This window comes from Streptomyces sp. NPDC052687 (genome assembly GCF_040678395.1).
GTDB lineage: Bacteria > Actinomycetota > Actinomycetes > Streptomycetales > Streptomycetaceae > Streptomyces.
Genome location: NZ_JBFATR010000003.1, coordinates 205,821 through 227,196, shown reverse-complemented (window position 1 = coordinate 227,196; position 21,376 = coordinate 205,821). Strand labels below are relative to the sequence as shown.

At 73.0% G+C, this 21,376-nt stretch carries 17 protein-coding genes; 6 read left to right on the top strand and 11 right to left on the bottom strand.

Features of this window, described 5'->3' with window-relative positions; translation table 11 throughout:
• Window position 1: 1 nt before the first annotated feature.
• Together AB0K92_RS05820 and AB0K92_RS05815 are read left to right on the top strand one after the other, a co-directional pair.
• Window positions 2–331 carry a hypothetical protein gene (locus AB0K92_RS05820; protein ID WP_365919757.1) on the top strand — a complete coding sequence of 110 codons (330 nt, stop codon included), beginning with the start codon at window positions 2–4 and terminating at the stop codon, window positions 329–331.
• A gap of 622 nt (window positions 332–953) precedes the next feature.
• Complete coding sequence (locus AB0K92_RS05815; protein ID WP_365919755.1) at window positions 954–1,241, top strand: winged helix-turn-helix domain-containing protein; 288 nt, start codon at window positions 954–956, stop codon at window positions 1,239–1,241.
• 110 nt (window positions 1,242–1,351) lie between these two features.
• Here AB0K92_RS05815 and AB0K92_RS05810 read toward each other — a convergent pair whose 3' ends face one another.
• The 5 genes from AB0K92_RS05810 to AB0K92_RS05790 all read right to left on the bottom strand — a co-directional run bounded on the left by AB0K92_RS05810 (window position 1,352) and on the right by AB0K92_RS05790 (window position 8,676).
• Entirely contained in the window at window positions 1,352–1,921 is a 570-nt protein-coding gene (locus AB0K92_RS05810) for a hypothetical protein (RefSeq protein ID WP_365919753.1), read from the bottom strand.
• Window positions 1,918–2,625, bottom strand: a complete 708-nt coding sequence (locus tag AB0K92_RS05805) for a response regulator transcription factor (protein WP_365919751.1) — start codon at window positions 2,623–2,625, stop codon at window positions 1,918–1,920. Before AB0K92_RS05805 ends, AB0K92_RS05810 begins: the two co-directional genes overlap by 4 nt.
• Window positions 2,626–2,915: 290 nt before the next feature.
• Window positions 2,916–4,775 carry a PQQ-binding-like beta-propeller repeat protein gene (locus AB0K92_RS05800; RefSeq protein ID WP_365919749.1) on the bottom strand — a complete coding sequence of 620 codons (1,860 nt, stop codon included), beginning with the start codon at window positions 4,773–4,775 and terminating at the stop codon, window positions 2,916–2,918.
• Between the two features lie 66 nt (window positions 4,776–4,841).
• A complete protein-coding gene (locus AB0K92_RS05795; protein WP_365919747.1) occupies window positions 4,842–6,635 on the bottom strand; it encodes a PQQ-binding-like beta-propeller repeat protein in 1,794 nt (597 codons plus the stop codon).
• 223 nt (window positions 6,636–6,858) lie between these two features.
• The gene (locus AB0K92_RS05790) at window positions 6,859–8,676 is read right to left on the bottom strand and encodes an ABC-F family ATP-binding cassette domain-containing protein (RefSeq protein ID WP_365919910.1); all 1,818 of its coding nucleotides are present in this window, start codon (window positions 8,674–8,676) and stop codon (window positions 6,859–6,861) included.
• Window positions 8,677–8,833: 157 nt separating this feature from the next.
• Here AB0K92_RS05790 and AB0K92_RS05785 point away from each other — a divergent pair, with 157 nt between their 5' ends.
• A complete protein-coding gene (locus tag AB0K92_RS05785) occupies window positions 8,834–9,427 on the top strand; it encodes a Uma2 family endonuclease (RefSeq protein ID WP_365919908.1) in 594 nt (197 codons plus the stop codon).
• Between the two features lie 6 nt (window positions 9,428–9,433).
• Here the strand turns inward: AB0K92_RS05785 and AB0K92_RS05780 are convergent, their stop codons facing one another.
• From AB0K92_RS05780 to rsmI, 5 genes are all read right to left on the bottom strand, one after another.
• A complete protein-coding gene (locus tag AB0K92_RS05780; RefSeq protein WP_365919745.1) occupies window positions 9,434–10,330 on the bottom strand; it encodes a 4-(cytidine 5'-diphospho)-2-C-methyl-D-erythritol kinase in 897 nt (298 codons plus the stop codon).
• Window positions 10,327–11,217 carry a 16S rRNA (adenine(1518)-N(6)/adenine(1519)-N(6))-dimethyltransferase RsmA gene (rsmA, locus tag AB0K92_RS05775; protein WP_365919743.1) on the bottom strand — a complete coding sequence of 297 codons (891 nt, stop codon included), beginning with the start codon at window positions 11,215–11,217 and terminating at the stop codon, window positions 10,327–10,329. Before rsmA ends, AB0K92_RS05780 begins: the two co-directional genes overlap by 4 nt.
• Window positions 11,218–11,300: 83 nt before the next feature.
• A complete protein-coding gene (locus AB0K92_RS05770) occupies window positions 11,301–12,821 on the bottom strand; it encodes a ubiquitin-like domain-containing protein (protein WP_365919741.1) in 1,521 nt (506 codons plus the stop codon).
• A gap of 98 nt (window positions 12,822–12,919) precedes the next feature.
• Window positions 12,920–13,789, bottom strand: coding sequence for a TatD family hydrolase (locus AB0K92_RS05765; RefSeq protein ID WP_365919739.1), 870 nt, complete (start codon window positions 13,787–13,789; stop codon window positions 12,920–12,922).
• A 748-nt stretch (window positions 13,790–14,537) separates the two neighbouring features.
• Window positions 14,538–15,398 carry a 16S rRNA (cytidine(1402)-2'-O)-methyltransferase gene (gene rsmI, locus AB0K92_RS05760; protein WP_365919737.1) on the bottom strand — a complete coding sequence of 287 codons (861 nt, stop codon included), beginning with the start codon at window positions 15,396–15,398 and terminating at the stop codon, window positions 14,538–14,540.
• 62 nt (window positions 15,399–15,460) lie between these two features.
• Here rsmI and AB0K92_RS05755 point away from each other — a divergent pair, with 62 nt between their 5' ends.
• The 3 genes from AB0K92_RS05755 to AB0K92_RS05745 all read left to right on the top strand — a co-directional run bounded on the left by AB0K92_RS05755 (window position 15,461) and on the right by AB0K92_RS05745 (window position 20,764).
• Window positions 15,461–17,203, top strand: a complete 1,743-nt coding sequence (locus AB0K92_RS05755; protein WP_365919735.1) for a phospholipid carrier-dependent glycosyltransferase — start codon at window positions 15,461–15,463, stop codon at window positions 17,201–17,203.
• Between the two features lie 124 nt (window positions 17,204–17,327).
• The gene (locus tag AB0K92_RS05750) at window positions 17,328–18,953 is read left to right on the top strand and encodes a penicillin-binding transpeptidase domain-containing protein (protein WP_365919733.1); all 1,626 of its coding nucleotides are present in this window, start codon (window positions 17,328–17,330) and stop codon (window positions 18,951–18,953) included.
• 131 nt (window positions 18,954–19,084) lie between these two features.
• Window positions 19,085–20,764 (top strand): penicillin-binding transpeptidase domain-containing protein, encoded by a 1,680-nt coding sequence (locus AB0K92_RS05745; protein WP_365919731.1) that lies wholly within the window; start codon window positions 19,085–19,087, stop codon window positions 20,762–20,764.
• A 106-nt stretch (window positions 20,765–20,870) separates the two neighbouring features.
• Here AB0K92_RS05745 and AB0K92_RS05740 read toward each other — a convergent pair whose 3' ends face one another.
• A complete protein-coding gene (locus AB0K92_RS05740) occupies window positions 20,871–21,245 on the bottom strand; it encodes an SsgA family sporulation/cell division regulator (RefSeq protein ID WP_365919729.1) in 375 nt (124 codons plus the stop codon).
• Between the last annotated feature and the right edge of the window lie 131 nt (window positions 21,246–21,376).

The following is a 21,376-nucleotide window of genomic DNA, read 5'->3' as shown; positions in this document are numbered from 1 at the left end:
CATGTCCGAACACCCCGAGCACGGGTACAGCGAGCAGGACGTCCTGCGCGAGGTCACGGAACTGGAGGGCAAGTCCGCGACCGCGGCCCGCCTCTTCGACATCCGCCGCATCATCGGCGGCCTCTTCGTGATCTACGGCGTCATCGTCACCATCGCCGGCCTCACCGACGACGCCGCCGCGATCGACAAGGCCCAGGGCGTCAACATCAACCTCTGGACCGGCCTGGGCATGCTGGCCCTGGGCCTGTTCTTCCTCATCTGGCTGAAGCTGCGGCCCACGGCTCCGCCGCCGCCGGATGTGATCCCGGAGGAGGAGAAGCGGGCCGAGTAGGACGACCACGGGGCCGGGACCCGCAGGTGGGTCTCGGCCCCGTTCGCATGTCTGGGCGCCGCCGCGGCGTGACTCCTCCCCCGCGAGCCGCAGCCCGCGCGACTCGGCGACCCGCAGCGCGGCACCCAGACACTCGGCGAGCCGAAGCCCGGCGTGTCGCAACTCGGCGTGCGGGGACAGGGGGTCGTCGAGGACCTGCCGGGTGACGGCGAGCACGTCGGCGCCGACGGCGAGCTGCCGCGCTTCGGCGGAGTCGGCCAGCCGGGAGAGGTACCCGTCTCCGGTGCCGGGGAGGAGATAGGAGGGTTTGCCCTCCGGGGAGGTCCACGGCAACAGGCGGACGTCCGACTCCGGGAGGACGCGGGGCGGCTGCTCCATCAGACGGCCACCTCTTCCCGAAGCGGCACGAGGTAAGGGCGTACGAGGCGGGTGGCGGCGCCGTCGAGGGGTGGTCGAGGCCGTAGGGGGAGCGGTGGAGGGGCAGTCGGGGTCAGGGGGATGGGGGGTGAGTTCCGGTGGGGTGGGGCGGTGCCCTGCTCGATGGATTCCGGGTGCCTGACGGAAGCAGGTGGACATGGCCGAGCTTGTCCACCGGGCGCTTCTGTCTGCCTAATCTGCTCCCATGTCTGAGGACCAGGAGTGGCGCCCCGATCCGGCCTCCCGGATCTACGTGTATGTGCAGATCGCGGACCGCATCTCGAGCCAGATCCGCTCAGGGCGGCTCCCCGTGGGCGCCCGCCTGGCGTCGGAGCCCGATCTCGCAACCCAGTACGGCGTCGGCATCAACACCCTGCGCCGCGCCATCCGGGAACTCAGGGAACGGGGCGTGGTCGACACCGTCCCCGCGAAGGGGACGTTCGTGATCGCGGTGCCCGAGGACGAGGCAGACGCCTCGCACGGCGCCGGATAGGACCATGGACTGGACGACGGGTCGTTGTCTGGCGGAGGCCGCGCGCAGCAGGCCGGCTCGGCCGACTCGGTGTCGATGATCGCGCCGGTACGGCCCAGCCGTTCCGAGCCCTAGTCCTCGTACTTGATGGGCGGACCCAGGCTCACGATGGTCGAGCACCCCACCTGCTGCCGGTACTGCCGCGGGCCTTGGCGGTAGTGGAAGCGGCAGTCCCTCAGTGCGCCGTGGACGGGGCCGGTGACCTTGATGCGGGCGACGTAGTAGATGTCGCTGCCGGAGTGGGCTTTCACCCTGACCGGGTGGCCGGCGTAGTTCCTGGCCTGGGACGGGTCGGGCATGGCTCCCGTGCCGTCGGTGCGGGCGAACAGGACGTTGCCGTCGGTCTCGTTGACGTCGACGGCCCGGTACTCGATGACCTCGATGCCTTCCGGGACGTGGCCGAAGTGCGCGTCGGTCAGCTCTATGTCCTCGCTCGACGTGTTCCAGGGCAGCGGCAGGCCCGCCCAGTACTCCTCGCCGACCCGGGCGTGCTCGTAGCCGACGTCTCCGGCCGACTGCATGCCGCCGTCGAGCGCGGACCCCTCGGGGACGCCCTCCGCCTGCGAGGCGGTCGTCGCCCAGGCGCAGGCGGCGACCAGGAGCGCGGAGAGCAGGCGCCGGTGTCCCGGCGGGACCGTCACGGTTCCGGGCTCGGGTCGGGGGCGGAGCCGCGGGGGCGCAGCGGACCCGCCCGGTCCAGCAACCCCGTGCGGGCCGCCAGGGCCGCTGCCTCCAGGCGGGAGCCGACGCCGAGTTTCATCAGGACGCGCTGGACGTGGGTGCGGGCCGTGGAGGGGGCGATGCCCATGCCGGCGGCGATCAGGCGGGTGTCCTCGCCCTCGGCGACGCGGACCAGGACCTCGATCTCGCGGGGGGTGAGCATCTGGAGGAGGCGCTGGCCCTCGTCGTCGGGCTGGGCGGCCGGGTTGAGGAGTTCGGCGAAGGCGCCCTGGAGGAGGGCGGGGGCGACGGCCGCCTCGCCCGCGCGGGCCTTCATGATGGCCCGCTCGACGCCCTCGATGCGCTCGTCGTGGCGGACGTACCCGGACGCGCCGGCGGCGAAGGCCGCGGCGATGCCGCGCGGGGACGGGACCGGGCCGAGGACGACGACCGCCACCTGGGGGCGTTCCCGTTTGATGCGGACGACCGGGTCGAAGGCGCCGGGCTCCGCCGGGGCCGCCGTGCCCAGCAGGCACACTTCCGGCGCTCGCGTGATCACCAGCTCCGCCGCCCCCGCGGCGGGCGCCGCCGCGGCGAGCACCCGGTGCCCGCGCAGCTTCAGCGCCGAGGCCAGCGCCTCCGCGAGCAGGCGGTGGTCGTCGACCACCATGAGCCGCACTCCCATCGAGCAACCCCCCAGTCCCCCCAGTGGACGCCTCCATGACTGCCCACGGATCACCCGGACAGACCCCCGGGCACAGGGCCCCCCGGCACCCGCGCCCTTCATGCCCCCGGAAGCTACACGCTTGTTCGACGTTGCGCTGCCCCTACTGGTGAGAACTGCCCCGTAACTCCGATATTCCGCTCATTCGAGGGTGTTGACGGGGTTGAGAGTTACGCGCACGGCCCCGTCCCTGAGCTGGGACGGGGCCGTGCGCTCCGGCGCGTGCGCCGGGGGGAGGAGCGGGTGCCCGGTCAGCCGGTCGCGCCGAACGCGACCGCGAGGTACTTGTCGCGGCTGGTGGACGACGCGCTGGCGAACACCTCGGACAGGTACAGGCGCCCCTGCGAGTACAGCAGCTCCGCGTACTTGGGCGACATGCCGGTCTCCACGTCGCGGACCGTCTCGTCGGACGGGTTCTCCAGCAGCTTGGTCTCCTTGAAGCTGCCGCCGTCGAAGGAGACGACCTGGCCGCCCTTGTCCCACGGCGGCGCCTTGTACGCGATCACGTTGCCGCCGTCCATGCGCAGCGGCATGACGTTGTAGCCGTCGCCCGCGTCGCCGCGCTGGCCGGTGAGCTTGCCGGTGGCCAGGTCGAAGACGACGATCTCGTTGGTCGACCCGTAGTCGCCCGTGGTGTCGTGCTCCTCGGTCGGGAGGTACAGCCGGTCGTTGCCGACGGCGATCCCCGTGCAGTCCTCGATGCGGGAGATGCCCTCGCAGGAGGCGGCGTACTCGTCGCCGGGCGCGGAGATGCGGGTGCGCAGCTTGCCGGTCTTGTTGTCGATCGAGAAGAAGTCGGAGATGCCGGAGCCGTCGCCCGCGGCGTCACCGACGTCGGCGGCCACCACCAGCGGCTCGGTCGACACCACGCTGGCGTACTCGATGCCCTGGGCCATCTTGTACTCGGAGATGACCTTGCCGGACTTCGGGTCGATGGTCTGGATGTGCAGCTGCCGCGCGCCGTACTGGCCGCACTTGCGCACCGCGACCAGCTTGGCGCCGCCGCCGTAGCCCGCGTCGTAGCAGGTGTCGGTGGGCTTGGGGGCCCACAGGGCCTTGCCCGTGGTCAGGTCGAAGGCGGCGCCGCCGCTGGTGCTGCCGACGGCGACGGTGGACGCGCTGATCGTGATGTTGTCGAAGTTGATGTCCCGGTCACCGGACTTGGCGGTCTTCTGCCACACCTTGGTGCCGGCGGCGAGGTCGATGACCGCGACCTGGGTGCAGCCCTCGAAGGAGTCCTTCGCCGGCATCCTCGGCTGGAAGACCACCGCCGTCTTGAAGTCCTCGGTCATCTGGCGGCTGGCGTGGCAGACCGGGCCGGGCAGCTTGACCGTCCAGGCCTTGGTGCCCTTGGCGAGGTCGTAGCCGGAGATCTCGGCGACGCCGCTCTTGGCGTACACCTTGTCGGTGAGCCAGGAGCCCTCCACGACCACGGTGTCGTCCTTGGCCACCTTCGGCATCGGCACCTGGAACAGCACCTTGGACGCGGGGTCGGCGGGGACCTTCTCCGTGCCCTTGGAGGAGCCGCCGGAGCCGCCCTTGTCGTCACCGCCGCCGGTGGTGCCGCCGGTGCTCGCGGTGGTGGTCTTGTCGTCGTCCTTGCCGGAGTTGGCGTACCAGACGCCGCCGACGACGATCAGCGCGATCGCGACGACCGCGGCGACGATGATCGCCAGCTGGGCGTTGATCTTCCACCCGCCGCCGGACGGCGGGGCCGGCTGCGGGTGCATCGGCATGGTCGGCTGCTGATAGCCGTAGCCGGGACCGGGCTGCGGGCCGTACGGGTTCGGCGGCTGGCCGTACGGCGGCGTCTGCGGGCCGTACGGGTTCGGCTGCTGAGCGGTGGGCGGGCCGGGCGGCGGGGTGGCCGGGGCGCCGTACGGGCCCGGCTGCGGGCCGGGGTAGCCGTAGCCGGACGGCGGCGGGCCCTGCGGGGGCTGGGGTGCCTGCGGGTAGCCGTAGCCCGGCTGCGGGGGCTGGGGCTGGGCGGGCGGTGTCTGCGGGGCGCCGAAGCCACCCGGCTGCTGCGGGGGCTGGGGCGGGTCCTGGGGGGCGCCGAACCCTCCCCCCTGCGGGGGCTGCTGGGGCGGCGGGGGCGGTGGCTGGGTCATCGTGGGGTACCTCGGGGGACGGATCGGCCGGGCGGACGGAAGCGGGAGACGGGGGCGACGGGCTCGTCACTTGCCGTAGGCGAGCATCAGCTTCTCCCTCGCTTCGTCGTCTCCGGACAGCCGCGTGGTGGACAGGTACAGCCGGCCGTCCGCCCAGTCGATGTCGCGGGAGAAGAAGCCGTTCTCGACCTCCGCGGCGCCGGCCGGGTTCTGCAGCAGCTTCACCGGCTTGTGGCTGCCGCCGGTGGTGGCGATGGACACGACCTGGCCGCCCGCGTCGTACGACGGCTCGACGTAGGCGACGAGCTTTCCGCCCTCGGCCTTCAGCGGGAACATCGTCTCGTCGGCCGGGGACTTCACCCGCCACTTCTCCTTGCCCTTGGCCAGGTCGATCGCGATGACCTCGTTGGCGCCGGTGGTGGCCTCGGTGGGCAGGTAGAGGGTGTTCGCGTCGACGGCGACGCCGTTGCAGCCGGTCAGGTCACGCTGGAGGACGGCCCAGCCGCACTCGGGGGCGATCGCGTCGTCGATGTCGACCTGGGAGCGGATCTTGCCCTTGCCCGTGAAGGTGGCGATGTTCCACTTGTCGTCGTCCTCGTTGGTGCTGTACACGACCAGCGGGTCGACGGAGAAGGTGCGGCCGATCCGCCAGCCCTTCTCGTAGGCGAACGTCCACTTGACCTTGCCGGTCTTCGGGTCGAGCTCCTGGATCTCGTCGTGCTCGTTGTCCGTGGCGGCCCCGCAGGAGGCGACCTGGATCAGCCGGGAGCCGCCCGCGAACGCGGCCGGGAAGCAGGCGTCGCCGTACTTCTTCTTGTCGAAGAGCTTCTTGCCGGTCGTGACGTCGTACGCCGTGCCGGACTGCGAGCGGCCCACCATCAAAGTGTTGCCGGCGATGGACAGCTCGACGGTGATCGTGCTGTCGAAGAGCGCGCCGTCGGCGATCTCGCCGCTCCAGCCCTTCTTGCCGGTGTTCAGGTCGATCTGCTGGAGCTGGTTGCACTTGGCGCGGTCGCTGGCGCCGCTCATGTACGCCACGACGATCTTGTCGTCGGCGGTCTTCTGCGGGGTGGTCGCGCAGATCTTCTGCGGGAAGGTGATGGTGTCCCAGGTGGGGTTGCCGTCGCCGACGTCGTACCCGACCAGGTCCTTGTACGCCGCCTTCACGGCCGTCTTGTCGGTGATCCACATGCCGTTGGCGTCGGCGCCGGAACCGGGCGCGTCGGGCGCCTCCTTGTACCAGAGCACCCTCGCCTCGCCGGCCTGGCGGCCCTCGTTGAGGTTGTCCGGGTCGGCGCCGCCGTCGCCGCTGCCGTCACCGGGGTTGACCGGGGACTCGGGGGCGGTGGGCTTGGCGTCGTCGCTCTTCCCGGCGACCGGCTTCTTCTTGCCGCCGTCGCCGTCGCCGCTCGTGACCGCGTACACGGTGCCGCCGATGACCAGCAGCGCCGCCACGGCCGCCCCGATGGCGATCGCGGGCTTGCCCTTGAAGGGGTTGCGGGAGCCGCCGCCGGGCGGCGGGGTGCCGGGCGCGCCGGGGAAGGGCTGCTGCGGGTAGCCGTAACCGGGCGGCTGGCCGGGCTGGCCGTACGGGCCCGGCTGCTGCGGCGTGCCGTACGGGCCCTGCGGGGGCTGGCCGTACGGGCCGGGCTGGCCGTAGGGGCCCGGCTGCTGGGGGGCGCCGTACGGGCCGGGCTGCTGCGGGTAGCCGTAGCCCGGCTGCGGGGCGCCCGGGGGCTGGGCGGGGGGCGGAGGGGTGCCGGGCCCCGGGTTCTGCGGGGCGCCGAAGCCGCCCGGCGGCGGGTCCTGCGGAGCGCCGAAACCGCCCGGCTGGGGCGGCTGGTTGGGCGGCTGGGTCATCTGCGGTTCCCCCTCGTGACCGATGTGGCGCCGCGCCCTGTGGCGCTGCGTTTCCGCCACACCCGTGATTCTCAGACGTATTCAGACGGTACTCAGACGGCCCTTTCTATCACCCGGGACCGACAACGCAGCGGGCCGGATCCTCCCCTGTTCCCAAGGGAGGACCGGCCCGTGATGCCGTCGTTACGCGCCTTCACGCCCCCTTCACCGGGGCCGGGGCGCCCTACGCGTCCTCGGCGAGTTCGAGCCAGCGCAGTTCCAGTTCCTCGCGCTGCCCGGTCAGCTCCCGCAGTTCGGCGTCCAGTTCGGCCACCTTCGCGAAGTCCGTGGCGTTCTCGGCGATCTGCGCGTGCAGCTTGGTCTCCTTCTCGGAGATCTTGTCCAACTGCCGCTCGATCTTCTGGAGTTCCTTCTTGGCGGCGCGCTGGTCGGCGGCGCTCTTCTCGGCCTTCTCGGCCGTGGCCGCGGGCTTCGGTGCGGCGGGGGCGGCGGCCGCCGCGGCCTCCTCCATCTTCCGCCGCCGCTCCAGGTACTCGTCGATCCCGCGCGGCAGCATCCGCAGCGTGCCGTCGCCGAGCAGGGCGAAGACGCGGTCGGTGGTGCGCTCGATGAAGAACCGGTCGTGGGAGATGACGATCATCGAGCCGGGCCAGCCGTCGAGCAGGTCCTCGAGCTGGGTCAGGGTCTCGATGTCGAGGTCGTTGGTGGGCTCGTCGAGGAAGAGGACGTTGGGCTCGTCCATGAGCAGCCGCAGCAGCTGGAGCCTGCGGCGCTCACCGCCGGAGAGGTCGCCGACGGGCGTCCACTGCTTCTCCTTGGAGAACCCGAACGTCTCGCACAGCTGACCGGCGGTCATCTCCCGGCCCTTGCCCAGGTCGACGCGCTCGCGCACCCGCTGCACGGCCTCCAGGACCCGCCAGGTGGGGTCGAGTTCGGCGACCTCCTGCGAGAGATACGCCAGCTTGACCGTCTTGCCCACGGTGATCCGGCCGGCGGCGGGCTGCGCCTCGCCCTGGGTGCGCGCGGCCTCGGCCAGCGCGCGCAGCAGGGAGGTCTTGCCGGCGCCGTTGACGCCGACCAGACCGATCCGGTCGCCGGGGCCGAGGTGCCAGGTCACGTGCTTGAGCAGCACCTTGGGTCCGGCGGTGACGGTGATGTCCTCCAGGTCGAACACGGTCCTGCCGAGCCTCGACGAGGCGAACTTCATCAGCTCGCTGCTGTCCCGGGGCGGCGGCACGTCCTTGATCAGCTCGTTGGCGGCCTCCACGCGGAAGCGCGGCTTGGAGGTGCGGGCGGGGGCGCCGCGGCGCAGCCAGGCCAGCTCCTTGCGGACCAGGTTCTGCCGCTTGGCCTCCTCCGTGGCCGCGATCCGCTCGCGCTCGGCGCGGGCGAAGACGTAGTCGGAGTAGCCGCCCTCGTACTCGTGGACGTCGCCGCGCTGGACGTCCCACATGCGCGTGCAGACCTGGTCGAGGAACCAGCGGTCGTGGGTGACGCACACCAGCGCCGAGCGGCGCTCGCGCAGGTGCCGGGCCAGCCAGGCGATGCCCTCGACGTCGAGGTGGTTGGTGGGCTCGTCGAGGATGATCAGGTCCTGCTCGTCGATGAGCAGCTTCGCCAGCGCGATACGGCGGCGCTCGCCGCCGGACAGCGGCCCGATGACCGTGTCCAGGCCCTGCGGGAAGCCCGGCAGGTCCAGCCCGCCGAACAGTCCGGTGAGCACGTCGCGGATCTTGGCGTTGCCCGCCCACTCGTGGTCGGCCATGTCCCGGATGACCTCGTGCCGGACGGTCGCCTCCGGGTCGAGGGAGTCGTGCTGGGTGAGCACGCCCATGCGCAGCCCGCCGGAGTGCGTGACCCGGCCGGAGTCGGCCTCCTCCAGCTTGGCCAGCATCCGGATCAGCGTCGTCTTGCCGTCGCCGTTGCGGCCCACGACACCGATGCGGTCACCCTCCGAGACGCCCAGGGAGATGCCGTCGAGGAGGGTACGGGTGCCGTAGACCTTGCGGACGTTCTCGACATTGACCAGGTTGACGGCCATTTCTCTCCTGCTCACGGGGGACGGTCAGCCTTCAAGCGTAGGGCCTCGGGGGTGGCGGGCGGCGCGCGAGGGGATCGTCACTCGCTGTGATGACGCGATCGGGAACCGGCGGCTACCGTGGAGGGCAGGCAGCAGGATCCCGTCCATGGGAGGAACCATGACCGCCGAGTCCGCGAAGCACCGCGTCCAGTGGCCGGTGCCGCCGCAGGACGGCTACACCGTGGACGACCTGTTCACCCTGCCGGATCTCCCGCCGCACACCGAGCTGATCGACGGGAGCCTGGTTTTCGTGAGTCCGCAGCGCCACTTCCATTACGCCGCGATCCATCTGCTGGCGAACGGACTGCGCAGCACCCTGCCGTCCAGCTTGAAGGTCGCCTGTGAGATGACGGTGGTACTCGACCCGCGCAACGGGCCGGAACCGGACATCTGCGTGGTCCACAAAGAAGCCTTCACCGGCCAACGTCAGACCCGTTTCGCGGCGCCCGATGTCCTGCTCGCCGTCGAGGTGGTCTCACCGGACTCCGAGTCCCGCGACCGTGACACCAAGCCGCACAAGTACGCCGCAGCCGGTATCCCCCACTTCTGGCTGGTCGAGATGGCCGGCCAGGACGACCACCCCGTGGTCCAGGTGTACCAGCTCGGCGAGGCCACCGGCACGTACACACTGACCGGCATCCACCACAAGCACGTCAAGGTCAGCGTTCCCTACGACATCGACATCGACCTGACCACCATCGACCGGTACTGAGCCCTCTCAGACCACCGTCGCCCCCACCACCGGCCCCGCCGCCACCCGCACGCTCCGGCACGTGCCCGACGCCCGCAGCGCCTCGGCGACCTGCTCGGCACAGGCCGCGTCCCGGACCAGGAACGCCGTCGTCGGCCCCGATCCCGAGACCAGTCCGGTCAGCGCGCCCGCGGCGCGGCCCGCCGCCAGGGTGTCCGCCAGTTCCGGGAAGAGGGAGAGCGCGGCGGGCTGGAGGTCGTTGGAGACGGCCGCGGCGAGCGCGTCGGGGTCGCCCTTGGCGAGGGCGTCGAGGAGGTCGCGGGAGGCGACCGGCTCGGGAACCGCGGTGCCCTCGGCGAGCCGGTCGAACTCGCGGAACACGGCCGGGGTGGACAGGCCCCGCTCGGCCATCGCGAACACCCAGTGGAATGTCCCGCCGACGTCGAGGGGTGTCAGTTTCTCGCCCCGCCCGACTCCCAGCGCCGCCCCGCCGACCAGGCTGAACGGCACGTCGCTGCCGAGTTCGGCGCAGATGTCGAGCAGTTCCTCGCGGGTGGCGCCGGTGCCCCACAGCGCCTCGCAGGCGAGCAGCGCGCCCGCGCCGTCCGCGCTGCCGCCCGCCATGCCGCCGGCGACGGGGATGTCCTTGGCGATGTGGAGGTGCACGTCGGGGGTACGGCCGTGGCGGCGGGCCAGTGCGATCGCCGCGCGCGCGGCGAGGTTGGAGGAGTCCAGCGGGACCTGGTCGGCGTCGGGGCCCTCGCAGGTGACGCGCAGGCCGTCCGGCGAGGGGGTGACGGTGACCTCGTCGTACAGGCCGACCGCCAGGAAGACGTTCGCCAGGTCGTGGAAGCCGTCGGGGCGGGCGGCGCCGACCGCGAGCTGGACGTTGACCTTGGCCGGGACGCGGACGGTGACGCTCACTGCTGCACGGGCTCCTCGGTGCGGGCCGCCGCCTTGTGCTCGGCGATGCGGGCGAACTCCTCGACGGTCAGGGACTCGCCGCGCGCCTGCGGGGAGACGCCCGCGGCGACGAGGGCGGCCTCGGCGGCCGCCGCCGATCCGGCCCATCCGGCGAGCGCGGCCCGCAGCGTCTTGCGCCGCTGGGCGAACGCGGCGTCGATCACCGCGAAGACCTCCGCCTTGGAGGCGCTGGTCTTGACCGGCTCGGTGCGCCGGACCAGCGAGACGAGCCCGCTGTCGACGTTCGGCGCGGGCCAGAAGACGGTGCGGCCGATGGCGCCGGCCCGCTTGACCTCGGCGTACCAGTTCGCCTTCACGGACGGCACGCCGTACACCTTGGAGCCGGGCGGCGCGGCCAGCCGGTCGGCGACCTCGGCCTGCACCATCACGAGGGTGCGCTCGATGCTCGGGAAGGTGTCGAGCATGTGCAGCAGCACGGGCACGGCCACGTTGTACGGCAGGTTCGCGACCAGCGCGGTGGGGGCCGGGCCGGGCAGTTCGGCGACGTGCATCGCGTCGGAGTGGACCAGCGCGAACCGGTCGGCGCGCTCCGGCATCCGCGCGGCGATCGTGGCGGGCAGCGCGGCGGCGAGGACGTCGTCGATCTCGACGGCCGTCACCCGGTCGGCGACCTCCAGCAGCGCCAGGGTGAGCGAGCCGAGCCCCGGGCCGACCTCGACGACCACGTCGTCGGGGCGCACCTCGGCGGTGCGGACGATACGGCGGACCGTGTTCGCGTCGATCACGAAGTTCTGGCCGCGCTGCTTGGTGGGGCGTACGCCGAGGGCGGCCGCCAGTTCACGGACGTCGGCGGGGCCCAGCAGGGCGTCGGGGGTGGGGCTGCTCACGGCACCAGGGTACGGGGGCGAGGGGCGGGGTCGGTCCACGGCGGGTGCGCGGGGGCGCTCGCGGGCGGCCGGTGCCGGTGGGTTCAGCCCTGGAGCCGGGACCCGCAGTGCGGCCAGGGGCTGGTGCCACGCCGCAGGTAGAGCTTCTTCGCGCGGTAGGTCTGTTCGGCGGCGGGCGCGTCCTGGGGGCGGCCGGTGCCGCCGAGGCTGTGCCAGGTCCGGGTGTCGAACTGGTAGAGGCCGCCGTACGTCCCCGAGGCGTCGACCGCGTCGGGCCGCCCGCCGGACTCGCAGGCGGCGAGGGCCTGCCAGTTGAGGTGGTCCGCGCCGCGCACGGAGGTCGGCAGCGGCTTGGTGCCCACCTTGACCACCTGGGTAACGGGCGCGCGCACCAGCTCGCTGCGGATCCGGCGCGGCTTCTGCCGGACGCCGTTGACGGTGCGCAGGGAGTAGGTGACCCGGCGCAGGCCCGGCTGTCCGGCCTGCTCGACGATGTCCGTGCCCCGGAAGACGTCCGGGTCCTCGATCCGGCGCACCTGGAACGGGATCAGTTCCTCGCGCACCTCCCGGGAGCCGGTGATCCGCAGCACGGTGACGGTCTGTCCGTCGCGCGGGAAGCTGCCGGGCGGCACGGAGGTGGTGTCCTGGCCGCGCAGGGTGATGCCGGCCTGCTCGACGGCCTCGCGGACGGTCGCCGCGTTGGTGCGGACGACGCGGGCGCGGCCGTCGGCCATGACCGTGACGGAGCGTTCGGTGCGGACGTCCAGGGCGAGGCCTTCGCGCCCGATACGGCGGGAGCGCGAGGTGGACAGGTACGCGCCCTCCGCGCGCACTCCCAGCTGTCTGAGCGCCCCGTCCACCGTGCGCGCCGTCGTCCACACCTCGCGCCGGTGGCCGTCGAGGGTGAGCCGTACGGGGCGTCCGTAGCGGACCACCACCTCGTCGCCGCTGCCGAGCGCGGCACCGGGGCCGGGCGCGACCACGTCGTGCGCCCGGACCTCGACGCCCTCGTCGGCGAGGAGTTCGGTGACGTCGTCGGCGAAGGTGTGCAGCGTGCGCGCCCTGCCGTCGACGTTCAGCTCGATCGCCTTGTCCTCGGCGACGAACGCGGTGGTGCCGCCGGCGAGGAAGGCGACGACCAGCGCCTTCGGGAGCAGACGGCGCATGGAGCCGCCGTCCGGGCGCTCGACGTACCGCGCCTTGCGCCGGCGCGCGGCCCGCCGCCCCGCTCCGGCGCGCGGGGCGGGCACGGGGGCGGGTCTCTGGGCGGGTGCGGGGGCTGTCTCGTAGGCCGGGGCGTATGTGTCCTCGTACGGCTCGTGGATCAGTCCGCCCACCGCCCCGCCCGCGGCCGCGTCCGTCACCCCGTACGCCGCCGAGCCGAAACCGTGTCCGTATCCCAGCGTGACGGCGGTGCGGGGATCGAAGGCGGGGGGCGCGTCGAAGCCGCCGTGCGCTGCTGGGGTGTTCCCCGTGCCGTAGGGCGGGTTCTCCGTGCCGTAGGGCGCGTACTCGGTGCCGTAGGGCGCGTACTCGGCGCCGTAGGGCGCGTACTCGGTGCCGTACCCATGCCGCGCGTCCCGCGCGTACTGCGAACTGCTCACGCCGACACACTCCAGGAGGCCCAAGGGTCCGATCGGGCCCCAGAACCTAGCGGAGCGGCGGTCACTCTCCAAAGCGACGCGACTACGTCCGGTAGTGATCAGTAGCCGAAGGCGCGTGCCGTGTTCGCCGCGATCGCCGTCGCCAGCGTGTCCTCGTCGACGCCGCGCACGGCGGCCATCGCGCGCACCGTGAGCGGAATGAGGTACGGCGCGTTGGGCCGTCCGCGGTACGGCGCCGGCGTGAGGAACGGCGCGTCGGTCTCGACCAGCAGCAGCTCCATCGGGGCCACCGCGACCGCGTCCCGCAGGTTGCGCGCGTTCTTGAAGGTGACGTTGCCGGCGAAGGACATGTAGTAGCCCGCCCGGGCGCAGACCTCCGCCATCTCGGCGTCCCCGGAGTAGCAGTGGAACACCGTCCGCTCCGGTGCGCCCTCCTCCTTCAGGATGCGCAGGACGTCCGCGTGGGCCTCGCGGTCGTGGATGACGAGTGCCTTGCCGTGCCGCTTGGCGATCTCGATGTGGGCGCGGAAGGAGGTCTCCTGCGCCTCCTTGCCCTCGGGGCCGGTGCGGAAGTAGTCCAGGCCGGTCTCCCCGACGCCCTTCACCTGGGGCAGCGCGGCCAGCCGGTCGATCTCGGCCAGCGCCTCGTCCAGCGCGGCCCGCCCGCCGGGCTCGCGGGCGCCCTGCCGGGACCAGCCGTCGGGGTCGCCGTGCACGATGCGCGGGGCCTCGTTGGGGTGCAGGGCGACGGCCGCGTGGATGTCGGCGTGGGCCGCCGCCGTCTCGGCCGCCCACCGTGAGCCGCGCACGTCACAGCCGACCTGCACCAGTGTCGTCACGCCCACCGACGCGGCCTTCAGCAGGGCCTCGGCGACCGTGCCGGACTGCATGTCGAGGTGGGTGTGGGAGTCGGCGACCGGCACCCGGAGGGGTTCGGGCAGCGGCGGGGCTTCGTCGTGGGAGGACATGCCACGATCCTACGAAAGGGGTACGCCCCGCGGCACCGCGTCGATCACCTGGCCCGGCCTCACGGCAGCGCGCTCAGCGCCGCAGCCACCTGACCGGGTTCTGGCGGCCTCGCGCCGAGACGCCCGCCCGGCTTCACCCCCGGATGTGCCCCCTGGGATGCCCGAGACCCGGCGCGGGGCGCGGGGGCGCGGGTGCCCCTGCTCGGGGACGCGGGCGCCCCGGCTCAGGGACTTGGATGCCCCGGCTCAGCGACGCGGGTGCCCCTGCTCGGGGACGCGGATGCCCGTGCTCAGGGAGGCGGGGCCCGCTCGGAGACGCGGATGCCCGTGCTCGGGAAGGCGGGGCCCGCTCGGGGACGCGGGCGCCCCGGCTCAGGGACTTGGATGCCCCGGCTCAGCGACGCGGGTGCCCCTGCTCAGGGACGCGGATGCCCGTACTCGGGGACGTGGGGCCCCCGGCCCGGGGACGCGGGCGCCACGGCTCAGGGCCGCGAGCCCGCGCCGGGTACCCGGCTCAGGGACGGGAAGGCCCATGCTCAGGGGACTCGGATATCTCCGCTCGGGGACGCGGGTACCCCGGCCCAGGACGCGAATAGCCGGCCCAAGGCCGCGGGTGCCCCTGCTCAGGGACGCGGATGCCCGTACTCGGGGACGCGGGGCACCCGGCCCAGGGACACGGGCGCCACGGCTCAGGGCCGCGAGCCCGCGCCGGGTACCCCCGGCTCAGCGGCACCGGAGCGGCCCGGTCTCACCCCGCCGGCGACCGCTTGTCGGCGACCACCGCGTCGAACACCACCCGCTTCGGCACGCCCGCCTCCACGGCCACCGCCGCGATCGCCTCCTTGCGCCGCTCCCCCGCCTCCTCGCGCACCCGGACCCGCCGCACCAGCTCCGCCGCGTCCAGCGCCTCGGGTGCCCGCTCCGGCGCGCCCTCGACCACCACGGTGATCTCCCCGCGCACGCCCTGCGCCGCCCACTCCGCCAGCTCCGCCAGCGGGCCGCGCCGGACCTCCTCGTACGTCTTGGTCAGTTCGCGGCAGACGGCGGCCCGCCGCTCGCCGCCGAACACCTCGGCCATCGCGGCGAGGGTGTCGTCGAGCCGGTGCGGGGCCTCGAAGTAGACGAGGGTGCGCCGCTCCTCGGCGACCTCCCGCAGCCGGCCCAGCCGCTCGCCCGCCTTGCGCGGCAGGAACCCCTCGAAGCAGAAGCGGTCCACCGGCAGCCCGGACAGCGCGAGCGCGGTCAGCACGGCGGACGGCCCCGGCACGGCGGTCACCGTGATGTCCCGCTCGACGGCCGCCGCGACCAGCCGGTACCCGGGGTCGGACACGGACGGCATGCCCGCGTCGGTGACGAGCAGCACGCGCGCGCCGCCGAGCAGCGCCTCGACGAGTTCGGGGGTGCGGGCGGACTCGTTGCCCTCGAAGTACGACACGACGCGGCCCTTGGGGGTGACCCCCAGCGCCTGGGTGAGGCGCCGCAGCCGCCGGGTGTCCTCGGCGGCGACCACGTCGGCCCCGGCCAGCTCCTCGGCGAGCCGGGGCGGGGCGTCGGAGATGTCGCCGATGGGAGTGCCGGCGAGGACCAGGGTTCCGGGAGTGTCTGTCACGGTTCCATCCTCGCAGGGGCCGTGCACGGGACTCACACAGCGCGGTTCCCTACGATGGCGCGGTGACCAGTACCGCGTCCTCCACGGACCTCCGGCAGGACCAGGCCGCCCCCGACCCGGGGCCGTCGTGGCAGCGGCGGCTGCGCCGTTTCGGCTACCTCGCACCGCCGCGCGGGGACGTCCGGGACCGGCTGGTGCCGCCGTACGCCGAGCCGAGCCCGCGGCTGTGGGCGGCGCTCGGGGTCCCGCACGGGTTCGCGGCCCGGTGCGTGCGCTGGTCGGGGTGGATCGGCCCGCTGCTGGTGACGCTGTTCGCCGGGGTGCTGCGGTTCTGGAACCTGGGCAGCCCGAAGGCGGTGATATTCGACGAGACGTACTACGCCAAGGACGCCTGGGCGCTCGTCCACCGCGGCTTCGAGGTCAACTGGGACAAGGACGTCAACAAGCTGATCCTGGAGTCGGGCGGCCAGGTCCCGATCCCGTCGGACGCGGCGTACGTCGTGCACCCGCCGGTCGGCAAGTACGTCATCGGACTCGGTGAACTGATCTTCGGTTTCGACCCGTTCGGCTGGCGGTTCATGACGGCGCTGCTCGGCACGCTGTCGGTGCTGATGCTGTGCCGGATCGGCCGCCGGCTGTTCCGCTCGACGTTCCTCGGCTGTCTCGCGGGCGCGCTGCTGGCGGTGGACGGGCTGCACTTCGTGATGAGCCGCACCGCGCTGCTCGACGGCGTGCTGATGTTCTTCGTACTGGCCGCGTTCGGCTGCCTGGTCGTGGACCGGGACAAGGCGCGGCAGAGGCTGGCCGCCGCGCTCCCGGCGGACGCCGACGGCCGGGTCCGGCCCGACGCGTACACGGCGGAGACGACCCGCCTCGGATGGCGGCCCTGGCGGCTGCTGGCGGGCCTGATGCTGGGGCTGGCGATCGGCACGAAGTGGAACGGCCTGTACATCCTGGCCGCGTTCGGCCTGATGACGGTCCTGTGGGACGTGGCCTCGCGGCGGGTGGCGGGCGCGCGGCGCCCGTACGTGACGGTGCTCCGCCGCGATCTGGGGTGGGCGTTCCTGTCGACGGTGCCGGTCGCGATCGTCACCTACGTCGCGAGCTGGACCGGCTGGATCCTCTCCCCGAGCGACGGCACCGGCGGCTACTACCGCGACTGGGCGGCGACCGACGGCAAGGACAGCGCCTGGTCCTGGCTGTTCCCGGACTGGTGGCGCGGCCTGTGGCACTACGAGAACCAGGTCTACGACTTCCACGTGGGCCTGTCCTCGCCGCACACCTACGAGTCCAACCCGTGGAGCTGGATCGTCGGCGGGCGCCCGGTGTCGTACTTCTACGAGTCGCCCGCGCCCGGCACGGACGGCTGCCCCGCCGACGCGGGCGAGAAGTGCGCGCGCGAGGTGCTGGCGCTGGGCACGCCGATGCTGTGGTGGGTGGCCTGCTTCGCGCTGCTGTACGTGCTGTGGCGCTGGTTCTTCCGCCGTGACTGGCGCGCGGGCGCGATCGTGTGCGCCGTCGCGGCCGGCTACCTGCCGTGGTTCCTGTACCAGGAGCGCACGATCTTCTTCTTCTACGCCGTGGTGTTCGTGCCGTTCCTGTGCCTGGCGGTGGCGATGCTGATCGGCGCGCTGGTCGGCCCGCCGGGCTCCGGCGACACCCGCCGGGTCGCGGGCGCGACGGGCGCGGGCGTGCTGGTGCTGCTGATCGCCTGGAACTTCATCTACTTCTGGCCGATCTACACCGGCCAGGCGATCCCGATCGACGACTGGCGTTCACGTATGTGGCTGGACACCTGGGTCTGACCGGTCCGGGTGGTTCCCCGCCACACTGCCCGGCAGGTGCATCTCACAATAAGGAAAACAACCGCCCCTGTTGTCACGCCCCGCGCCTACAGTGCGAGGGACCACGACGGGGAGGGGCTGCGCCATGCGCAAGGGGGTCAAGGGCGCCGTGATCGGCTCGGTGTTCGCCGTGATGGTGGGCGGCGCCGGGTACGGGGCGTTCAACATCGTGTCCGCGCTGAACGGGGACGGGGGCGGAGGGGGCGGCACCGAGACCGTGAAGACCGGGCCGCCCGGCGAGGACGAGGTCGCGCGGACCACGCGGGAGTTCTTCGCCGCGTGGGAGAAGGGACAGGGGCCGGCCGCGGCGTCGTACACCAACAACGCGGAGGCGGCCGGGCCGCTGCTGACGGCCTTCGGCGAGGACGCGCACCTGACGGACGTGAAGATCACGCCGGGTGCCGCCAAGGGGACCACGGTGCCGTTCACGGTGCGGGCGACGGTGTCCTACGGCGGCAGGAGCAAGCCGCTCGCGTACGAGAGCCGGCTCACCGTGGTCCGCGGGGTCACCACCGGGCGGGCGCTGGTCGACTGGGAGCCGTCGGTCGTCCACCCGGCGCTGAAGGACGGCGACACCCTCGTCACCGAGGAGGCGGCGAGCCCGCCCGTCGAGGCGGTCGACCGCGACGGCGCGGTGCTGGACGCGGGGAAGTACCCCTCGCTGGGCCCGATACTCGACGAGCTGCGCAAGCGGTACGGCGACAAGGCCGGCGGCACTCCGGGCGTCGAGCTGGTCGTGCGGCACCCGGAGGAGACCGGCGCGGCCGACACCTCGCTGCTGACCCTCGCCGAGGGCAGGCCGGGCAGGCTGCGCACGACGCTCAGCGCGACCGCGCAGGCGGCGGCCGAGAAGGCGGTGCGGCGGTACGCCGAGTCGTCGGTGGTCGCGGTCAAGCCGAGCACCGGCGAGGTGCTGGCGGTCGCCAACAACCGCGCGGACGGCTGGAACGCCGCGTTCCTCGGGCGGGTGGCGCCCGGCTCCACGATGAAGATCGTGAGTGCGGCGACCCTGATCGACAACGGGCTGACGACCATGAACGGGCCGGCGCCCTGTCCGGACACGGCCATGTGGGAGAGCCAGACCTTCGGCAACCTGCCCGGCCTGCGACCCGACCCGGACGCCACCCTCGCGGAGAGCTTCGCCCGCTCCTGCAACACCGCCTTCATCAAGTTCGCCGACGAGCTGGAGACCGACTCCCTCACCCGGGAGGCCGACGAGCGTTTCGGTCTGGGCCGGGACGACTGGCAGGTGGGCGTGCCCTCCTTCGACGGCTCGGTGCCCGCCTCCGGCGGCCCGGACCGCGCGGCCGGCCTCATAGGCCAGGGCCAGGTCCAGATGAGCCCGCTGAACATGGCGTCGGTGATCGCCACCGCCAAGACGGGCACCTTCCGGCAGCCGGTCATCGTGCCGCAGAGCCTGGACGGCCGGGAACTGGCCACCGCGCGCGGCCTGCCGCCGGGTACGGCCGAGCAGCTCCGGGCGATGATGAACCGCACCGCCACGAGCGGCACCGCGGCCGAGGTGATGGCCGGGGTGCCCGGCGGGATCGGCGCGAAGACCGGCTCCGCCGAGGTCGACGGGGCGAAGGCCAACAGCTGGTTCACCGGGTACCGGGACGACGTCGCGGCGGCGGCCATGGTCCAGCAGGGTGGCCGGGGCGGCGACGCGGCGGGCCCGATCGTGGCGTCCGTGCTCCGCGCGGGTGGCTGATCTCACGCTCCCGCGCGGGGACTCTAGGGTGGTGCCGTCGTTGCAGACGGTGAAGGCTGTGGGGCCGTAGAGGCCGGGAAACGCACCGGCACTCCGGAGTGCCCGGGGATGTCGCGGAGGATCGGGAAGAAGTGGGCAACAGAAGGCGCGTCGCCGAGCGACGGAACACGAGACCCGCGGTGGTCGGCGGGGTGATCGCCGCGGTCGTCGGCGGCGCCGGACTGGCCGCGTACGCACTGCTGGGCGGCGGGGCCGCGGCCGAGAACGGTACGGCGAGCTCGGTCGCCGAACAGCCGCGGACGAAAAGCGTCAAGACCGGGCCGCTGTCGGCCGCCGAGGTCACCACCACGGCGCGGCGCTTCCTCACCGCCTGGCAGCAGGGCCAGGTCCGGCAGGCCGCCGCCGCGACCGACGACAGCGCGGCGGCCACCGCCCTGCTCACCGGCTACACCAAGACCGCCCGCGTCGAGGGCGTCACCCTCACCCCCGGCCCCCGGACCGGCGACAAGGTGCCGTTCACCGTGCGGGGCACGGTCACCCACAAGGGCGTCGCCAAGCCGCTGTCGTACGAGAGCGCGCTGACCGTGGTGCGCCGCGCCGGGGACGGGGAGCCGCGGGTCGCCTGGTCGCCGGCCGTGGTCCACCCCGATCTGCGCGAGGGCGACACCCTGGTCACCGGCGAGGCCGGCACCCCGCCGGTCAGGGCGCTGGACCGGGACGGCGGCGAGCTGACCACGAAGAAGTACCCCTCGCTCGAGCCGGTCCTCGACGGGCTGCGGGAGAAGTACGGCAAGAAGGCGGGCGGCACGGCGGGCGTCGAGCTGCGGGTGGTCCGCGGCAAGGAGTCCAAGGCGCGGAAGCTGTCCGACAAGACGCTGCTGGAGCTGAGCGAGGGCACGCCGGGCACGGTGCGCACGACGCTCAGCCCGCGGCTGCAGGCCGCAGCCGAGCGGCAGGTCGCCGCCCGGGCGCGCGCCTCGGTCGTCGTGCTCAAGCCGTCGACCGGCGAGATCCTGGCGGTGGCGAACTCCTCGCGCGGCTTCAACACCGCCTTCCAGGGCTCGCTGGCGCCCGGCTCCACGATGAAGGTCGTCACCGCGTCCCTGCTCATCGAGAAGGGCCTGGCCTCGGCCGACAAGGCGCATCCGTGCCCGAAGTACTTCACGTACGGCGGCTGGAAGTTCCAGAACGACGACAAGTTCCAGATCAAGGGCGGCACCTTCAAGGCGAGCTTCGCGCGCTCCTGCAACACGGCTTTCATCAGCCAGGCGCCCAAGCTGAAGGACGACGACCTGACCCGGCAGGCCCAGCAGGTGTTCGGTCTGTCGCTGAACAACTGGGCCGTGGGCGTGCCCACCTTCGACGGTTCGGTGCCGGTGCAGTCGCAGGCCCAGATGGGGGCGTCCCTGATCGGGCAGGGCGGGGTGCGGATGAACCCGCTGAACATGGCGTCGGTGTCGGCCACCGTGAAGTCGGGCGTGTTCCGCCAGCCGTATCTGGTCGCCCCGTCGGTGGACGGCCGCACCCTGGCCACGGCCCGGCGCACGCTGTCCGCCTCGACGCTGGCCCAGCTGCGGGACCTGATGTCCTACACGGCGGCCTACGGGACGGCGGCGGAGGCGATGGCCGGGGTGAGCGGTGACGTCGGCGCGAAGACCGGCTCCGCGGAGGTCGACGGCCAGAAGAAGCCCAACGGCTGGTTCACGGCGTACCGGGGCGACCTCGCGGCCGCGGGTGTCGTCCAGGCGGCCGGGCACGGCGGCGAGACGGCGGGACCGGTCGTGGCGGCGCTGCTGAAGCTCGGCGGCTGACCACCCCGCGGCGCCGCCGCGGATCGGCGGCCCCGTGGCGCTGCCGCGGTTCGACGGCTGACCACCCCGCGGCGGCTGCCGCGGCTCGGCGGCCGCCGCGGGCCGGTCAGCCGGCGGTGGAGACGGGGACGGTCGTGTAGGTGCGGCGCAGGAAGCGCATGAGCGCCTTGGTGTCGAACTGGACCACCGAGACGCCGTGCCGGTCGTGGAACTCGACCACGGCCTGCACGCGTCCGCACGGCCACACCCGCACACTGCCGGAGCCGGCCGGGGCCTCGGCCGGGGCGCGCAACCCCTGTTCGAGGACCGCGCGGTCGAACGTCCACTCGTGGTCGCCGCCGGGGAGGTCCACCCGTACCGCGCCGGGGTCCCTGTCGGGGTCGTACCGGAGGATGACCGGAACCGCTCGCTGTTCGTCCTCCACCCGGTCGGCGGTGTCGGTGACGATGTGGGCCCGGGCGTGCTGCTCGACTACAGACATAGAAGGACCCCTTACCCAGCGTGACCAATGCGGAAACCATGTGTCCGCTACTTCTTCTTTGTCCCATATTCCGCGATTCACGCCCTCACGGCGACCAGAGACCGCCTCGCTCTTGCAAAGCGTTCGCATCA

Excerpts from the sequence above, each read along its gene's own strand:
- AB0K92_RS05750 (WP_365919733.1), top strand. The coding sequence starts at position 17,328 with ATGCGCAAGGGGGTCAAGGGCGCCGTGATCGGCTCGGTGTTCGCCGTG.
- AB0K92_RS05790 (WP_365919910.1), bottom strand. The coding sequence starts at position 8,676 with ATGGCCGTCAACCTGGTCAATGTCGAGAACGTCCGCAAGGTCTACGGC.
- AB0K92_RS05740 (WP_365919729.1), bottom strand. The coding sequence starts at position 21,245 with ATGTCTGTAGTCGAGCAGCACGCCCGGGCCCACATCGTCACCGACACC.
- AB0K92_RS05765 (WP_365919739.1), bottom strand. The coding sequence starts at position 13,789 with ATGTCCTCCCACGACGAAGCCCCGCCGCTGCCCGAACCCCTCCGGGTG.
- AB0K92_RS05815 (WP_365919755.1), top strand. The coding sequence starts at position 954 with ATGTCTGAGGACCAGGAGTGGCGCCCCGATCCGGCCTCCCGGATCTAC.
- AB0K92_RS05800 (WP_365919749.1), bottom strand. The coding sequence starts at position 4,775 with ATGACCCAGCCACCGCCCCCGCCGCCCCAGCAGCCCCCGCAGGGGGGA.
- AB0K92_RS05805 (WP_365919751.1), bottom strand. The coding sequence starts at position 2,625 with ATGGGAGTGCGGCTCATGGTGGTCGACGACCACCGCCTGCTCGCGGAG.
- AB0K92_RS05785 (WP_365919908.1), top strand. The coding sequence starts at position 8,834 with ATGACCGCCGAGTCCGCGAAGCACCGCGTCCAGTGGCCGGTGCCGCCG.
- AB0K92_RS05820 (WP_365919757.1), top strand. The coding sequence starts at position 2 with ATGTCCGAACACCCCGAGCACGGGTACAGCGAGCAGGACGTCCTGCGC.
- AB0K92_RS05795 (WP_365919747.1), bottom strand. The coding sequence starts at position 6,635 with ATGACCCAGCCGCCCAACCAGCCGCCCCAGCCGGGCGGTTTCGGCGCT.